General features: G+C 66.6%; 1 protein-coding gene. It reads left to right on the top strand.

Going from position 1 to position 1,055, the window contains the following annotated elements; genetic code table 11:
- Positions 1 to 867 (top strand): trypsin-like serine peptidase (locus ACWF94_RS40925; protein WP_453500439.1); only part of this gene is annotated, 867 nt, incomplete at its 5' end.
- Positions 868 to 1,055: the final 188 nt, after the last annotated feature.

Genomic DNA, 1,055 nt, shown 5'->3' with positions numbered 1-1,055 from the left:
GTCGCGGAGAGGGAGAAGGACAGGCGCGATGCCCACCGCCGTCCGGCACCCGAACCGGATCCCCGGTCACTGACGGTCGAAGCCCTGGCGGAGAAACTGCGCCCGAGGCGGCTCGTCGGCGCTTATGAATACCGGCTTGAGGAACCGGACTACGAGGTCGCGGAGAAGATCCTCGCCATGGAGGCCGCTCCGTACACAGAAGCCTTCAAGACACCGGAGGCCCGGTTCATCATCGGGACCGACGACCGGGTCCGCGTCAACACGACGAACCTCTACCCGGGCAGCCTCAACGCGCATCTGGCGCCGCAGAACTGCACGGCCACGATGATCGGGCCGAGCACGGCGCTGTGCGCCGCCCACTGCTTCTACCAGAACGGCTGGATCACATCGAACAGCATCACCTTCGGCGCGAACACCTCGGCGCCGACCTCTCCTTTCGGGAGTTTCCTCGCCGACAGCCTCACGCTCCCGGGGGCCTGGAACATCAACGAATGGGACTGGGATTTCGCCGTACTGGAATTCAGCCCGTCACGGCCTGACATAGGACGCCAGACCGGCTGGTTCGGAACCGCCCAGAACTTCAACGGGCGCCATTCGATGATCGGGTACCCGGTGGACAAGCCCATTCCGTCCTCCTGGATCAAGGCCGGGAACTTCACGGCCTCGCCCGGAAGTCGTTACGAGCACAATATCGACGCCGTTCCCGGGGACAGCGGTGCCGGCACCTACCATGACACCGACGACCGCGTAGCGGGAATTCAGTCGACGCAGTGGACCAATCCGTCCCGTACCTGGAACGAAGTCAGGCGGTGGGACTCGACCACCTACAACTTCTTCCACACCTACGGGAACTGGCCGAGGGCCTGAGACAACCCGGTCAGGGCGAAGCCCTGACCGCGGGCAAAGCCCTGACCGCGCGAAGCCCGCGAGGCACGGAGATCAGGGGCGCCGGACGTACGGCGCGGATCAGGGGCGGAGGATCCGGAGCAGGCGGGTCACCTCGGTGGCGACGGCCTGGCGGGCCGGCGCGACGTCCGGGCGCGGGTCGGCGGCCT

It is taken from the genome of Streptomyces sp. NPDC055078 (assembly GCF_053607985.1).
The sequence above is the reverse complement of the archived record's forward strand: the minus strand, read 5'-3'. Positions and strand labels throughout refer to the sequence as shown.